The 4,212-nt window shown below is 36.1% G+C and carries 5 protein-coding genes; 3 read left to right on the top strand and 2 right to left on the bottom strand.

What is annotated here, in order from left to right; genetic code table 11:
- Nucleotides 1–363 precede the first annotated feature (363 nt).
- Nucleotides 364–1,296, bottom strand: a complete 933-nt coding sequence (gene rnhC / locus ACPYKA_RS19500) for a ribonuclease HIII (RefSeq protein ID WP_479543860.1) — start codon at nucleotides 1,294–1,296, stop codon at nucleotides 364–366.
- A 104-nt stretch (nucleotides 1,297–1,400) separates the two neighbouring features.
- On the opposite strand from rnhC, the gene zapA reads away from it, so the two are divergent.
- The 3 genes from zapA (at nucleotide 1,401) to polX (ending at nucleotide 4,035) form a co-directional block, all read left to right on the top strand.
- Nucleotides 1,401–1,694 (top strand): cell division protein ZapA, encoded by a 294-nt coding sequence (zapA, locus tag ACPYKA_RS19495; protein ID WP_479543861.1) that lies wholly within the window; start codon nucleotides 1,401–1,403, stop codon nucleotides 1,692–1,694.
- The gene (locus tag ACPYKA_RS19490) at nucleotides 1,695–2,249 is read left to right on the top strand and encodes a CvpA family protein (RefSeq protein WP_479543859.1); all 555 of its coding nucleotides are present in this window, start codon (nucleotides 1,695–1,697) and stop codon (nucleotides 2,247–2,249) included.
- 67 nt (nucleotides 2,250–2,316) lie between these two features.
- Nucleotides 2,317–4,035, top strand: a complete 1,719-nt coding sequence (gene polX, locus ACPYKA_RS19485) for a DNA polymerase/3'-5' exonuclease PolX (protein WP_479543858.1) — start codon at nucleotides 2,317–2,319, stop codon at nucleotides 4,033–4,035.
- Here the strand turns inward: polX and ACPYKA_RS19480 are convergent.
- On the bottom strand, nucleotides 4,019–4,212 hold a 194-nt coding region (locus tag ACPYKA_RS19480), incomplete at its 5' end, for a hypothetical protein (protein WP_479543857.1). The two genes, polX and ACPYKA_RS19480, sit on opposite strands and share 17 nt — an antisense overlap.

The following is a 4,212-nucleotide window of genomic DNA, read 5'->3' as shown; positions in this document are numbered from 1 at the left end:
GAATGTTTATTACTATTATCATATCACATCAAGGGTTGCAGGGGAATTATGACTCAAATAGCAAGAGGATTACATGGCCATGGATCATATCACATCAAGGGTTGCAGGGGAATTATGACTATCCGCATGGTTTATAGATTTGCTAGGACATCATATCACATCAAGGGTTGCAGGGGAATTATGACTTTTGTCCCGGTGTGGTTGTAAAAAAGATTATCATATCACATCAAGGGTTGCAGGGGAATTATGACGATTCGTATAATCTAGTAAGTTCTCAAAGGATCATATCACATCAAGGGTTGCAGGGAATTATGACAGAAGATTGCGTTATTCCGTCCTTGTTCGGAAACAAGGGCTAACTGTTTATCTTTTTAAATACTTCTTTGCCTTCCCAGTATTCGCAAAATGCACTTTCGCAATACTCTGCAAAGCCACTTCTCCCTTTTCGCGAATTATTTCAGCAGCCAACTGATCGACCTTCTGTGAAGCACCTTTTAATAATTCAAATCCAATCAATTCTGATAATCGGTTCATTTCTTTTACAAAACTTGCGCGGGCAATGACTGAACCGGCTGCAACAGCAATCGAATAATTTTCTGCTTTTGTCATGAAATATGTTTTGTCCGCAAGCGACTTTCCTTCACTACGAAGATGCTTTATATAGATGTTTGGATCACAAAACTGATCGACTAAAATACCTTCATAAGGTTCACCATCAATCTTATTCAATAAGTTTTCAATGACGGAATGATGAAGCATCGTTTTCATTTTTCCTTGTGACCAGCCGCGGGCTTGTAATTGATTATATTTTTCATTGTGTAAAATCATTAGGGAATAAGGGATGTTTAGCTCTACAAGCCCTTTTGATAATAGTTCTATTGTCTCGTCAGTGATTTTTTTAGAATCTTGGATCCCCATTTCTTTCAATAATTCAATCTGTTCTTTCTTAACATACACTGCGCATGTTGTAATTGGACCGAAATAATCTCCGGTTCCAGATTCATCTGAACCGATATGATTATTAGGGAATAAGGATTCAGGTGGTGTATAGGTTAAATTTTGTTTTCTATTAGATGTTTTTGTTGTAAGCTCTAAAGGTTCTCCCCATTTTACAACTTCCGCTTCCGGTCGAGCCCCTTGGAATAGGACCTTGCCTGATTTATAAGCTGTTACTACTGCATCGCCAGTGCGTGCCCGAAATACTGCTCCAGGAGGTGAGTTTTCAAGCGAATTTTTATATTTTTTTTTCATTTGTTTAATCGTTTCATTTGTAAATACTTCCGTGATTTGTCCCATCTTGCAACTCCTTCAATAAAAAATATATATACCGTTTCCTAAATGTCGCTTTTCATGTTAAAATTAATTGTACCACTTTATGCAGTAGTAGGCACGAAATGATGATGTTCTGCTATAATGGGAGGAACGTTAGTGTGACTCGAGAAAATAAAGAACGTAAAAAAATAGATGTTAAAATTAATCGAAGAAAGTACACGATTGTTGGTACTGAATCAAAAGAACATATGGAATTAGTTGCTAAATTAGTTAATGATAAAATGACTGAAATCTATCAATCTAATAAACATTTAGATACTACACAATTGGCAGTACTTACAGCAATTAATACAATGAATGATTACTTAAAATTAAAAGCAGATTATGAAGATCTAGTAACATTAATAGAAGAGGAAGAATAAATGATATCAATAATTATTTTACTTGTTTTGGTTTTTGGTTTTTTTATGGGACTTAAACGTGGATTTATTTTACAATTAATGCATTTGGTTGGTTTTATTATTGCTTTTATCGTAGCAAGTCTATACTTTCGTAAATTATCTAGCTACTTACCATATTGGATACCGTATCCGGAGTTTAGCACTGACCAAGTTTGGGCAGTCTTTTTAAACAGTATGCCGCTAGAAAATGCGTTTTATAATGCGATTGCTTTTGCCATTATCTTCTTTGCTACAAAAATTATTTTACAAATTATTGCGTCCATGCTCGATTTTCTAGCAAATTTACCTGTACTTCGGCAGCTTAATAAATTACTAGGCGCAATATTAGGGGTTGTTGAAGTTTATTTTATTACGTTTCTTATTTTATTTATTCTAGCACTCTTGCCGATAGAGGCTATTCAAGTAAAGATTAAGAGTTCGTTTCTTGCGACATTAATTGTGGAGCATACACCGATTTTATCGAAAACGATGGAAAACTTATGGTTCACTGAAGCGTTTAGTATTTTATATAACTGATGACAAAACGGAGACTGATTGCATATGAAATCAGTCTTTTTCCATGACTTGTAAGGGGCGATTAATAATGGGACTAAACAAAAAAGATCTCGTACAATTTTTAGAAAAAATAGCAACCTATCTCGAACTAAAAGGAGAGAACCCGTTTCGTATAGCCGCATATAGAAAAGCAGCTCAAGGTCTTGAACGTGATGTTCGTTCATTAAATGAGATTGATGATTTCACTAAAATTCCCGGGATCGGTAAAGGCACCAATGATTTGATCCAAGAATTTCTCGAAACAGGGACTTCGGAAACTTTAAAAACATTGGAAAAAGAAATTCCGAATGGGCTCATTCCTTTATTGAAGTTACCAGGCTTAGGTGGAAAACGGTTAGCAGTTTTATATAAAGAATTAGATGTAGTTGATGCGGATACACTTAAGCGCGCCTGTATGGATGGACGGGTTGAAAAAGTAAAAGGCTTTGGGAAAAAGACAGCAGAAAATATTGTAGAGGCTCTAAGTAATCAAGAGACAAGACCGGAACGTTTACCGGTTGCATATATGCTTGAGCTTGCTAGCGTGATTGAAAAGTATTTAGAAGGGGTTCCGGAAATACAGCGGTTCAGTATCGCAGGGAGTTTAAGACGGTTACAAGAGACGATTAAAGATCTTGATTTTATTATTGCTGCAGAAGAAGCCGAAAAAGTAAGGGAAGCAATTTTAAAAATGGATATGATTCAAGATGTTATTGCAAGTGGAGATACAAAAGTTGCAGTGACGTTAGCGGATCAATATGAAGTAAATGTTGACTTCAGACTTGTGAAAAAAGAAGAGTTTTACACTACGTTACACCATTTTACCGGTTCAAAGGATCATAACGTAAAAATGCGGCAACTTGCAAAACAACGCGGTGAAAAAATTAATGAATATGGTATCGAAGTGGAAGAAACAGGAGAAGTTCTACATGTTGATTCAGAGAAAGCCTTTTTCAATCACTTCGGCCTTCATTATATCCCACCTGAAATCCGTGAAGATAAAGGTGAGGTTGAGGCGTTTAAGGAGGAAGTTGAGTTATTAGAGCATGACGAAATCCGCGGTGATCTTCATATGCATACAACTTGGAGTGATGGTGCCGAATCATTAGAAGAAATGGTGAATCATGCACGGGAAAAAGGATATGAATATATTGCTATTACCGATCACTCTAAATTTTTACGGGTTGCCAATGGATTAACTGAATCACGACTCCGAAAACAACGGGAAGAAATAGCGTTGTTAAATGAAAAGTATGATGATATTCATATCTTTTCTGGTGTGGAAATGGACATTTTACCGAATGGGGAATTGGACTTTTCAACTGAATTTTTAAAAGAGATGGACTTTGTTATTGCGGCAATTCATTCGAGTTTTGATCAATCTGAAGAAAAAATTATGAACAGACTATACCATGCACTAGAAAACCCATACGTTGATCTAATTGCCCATCCGACAGGGCGTATTATTGGACGTCGGCCAGGTTATAAAGTGAATGTTGAAAAATTGATTGAACGGGCAAAAGAAACGAATACATGTCTTGAATTAAATGCAAATCCACAGCGTTTCGATCTTGCGACGGAATGGTTGGAAGCAGCACGAGATACTGGTGTGACAATAGCTATAAATACCGATGCACATCGTGGTGGGACACTCGCGCATATGGATTATGGTGTAAAAATGGCAAGGAAAGCTTGGTTAAAACCTGAAACTGTATTGAACACTTGGAAAAAAGAGAAACTAATGGAGTATATTAATCGTAATAAATAGTGTAGCTTTTAAGGAGAATGTTTAGTGTGAAAACAAAATCAATAGAAACTTCTATGTAAAATATTTCAGAGGGCACACCAAATAAACCATAAAAAATGTATTTTTTTGCGGTGGTTATCTGATTATTAAGCTGTAGTTGATTGTTCTTTCCTGACAAAGTCTTCAGGCAAGAACCCT

This window comes from Pseudogracilibacillus amylolyticus (SeqCode), from assembly GCF_051918545.1.
Classification (GTDB): Bacteria; Bacillota; Bacilli; order Bacillales; family Amphibacillaceae; genus Pseudogracilibacillus.
The sequence above is the reverse complement of the archived record's forward strand: the minus strand, read 5'-3'. Positions and strand labels throughout refer to the sequence as shown.

Bases quoted from the DNA above. Each gene is read 5' to 3' on its own strand.
- rnhC (WP_479543860.1), bottom strand. From the start codon at position 1,296: ATGGGACAAATCACGGAAGTATTTACAAATGAAACGATTAAACAAATG.
- zapA (WP_479543861.1), top strand. From the start codon at position 1,401: ATGTTCTGCTATAATGGGAGGAACGTTAGTGTGACTCGAGAAAATAAA.
- ACPYKA_RS19490 (WP_479543859.1), top strand. From the start codon at position 1,695: ATGATATCAATAATTATTTTACTTGTTTTGGTTTTTGGTTTTTTTATG.
- polX (WP_479543858.1), top strand. From the start codon at position 2,317: ATGGGACTAAACAAAAAAGATCTCGTACAATTTTTAGAAAAAATAGCA.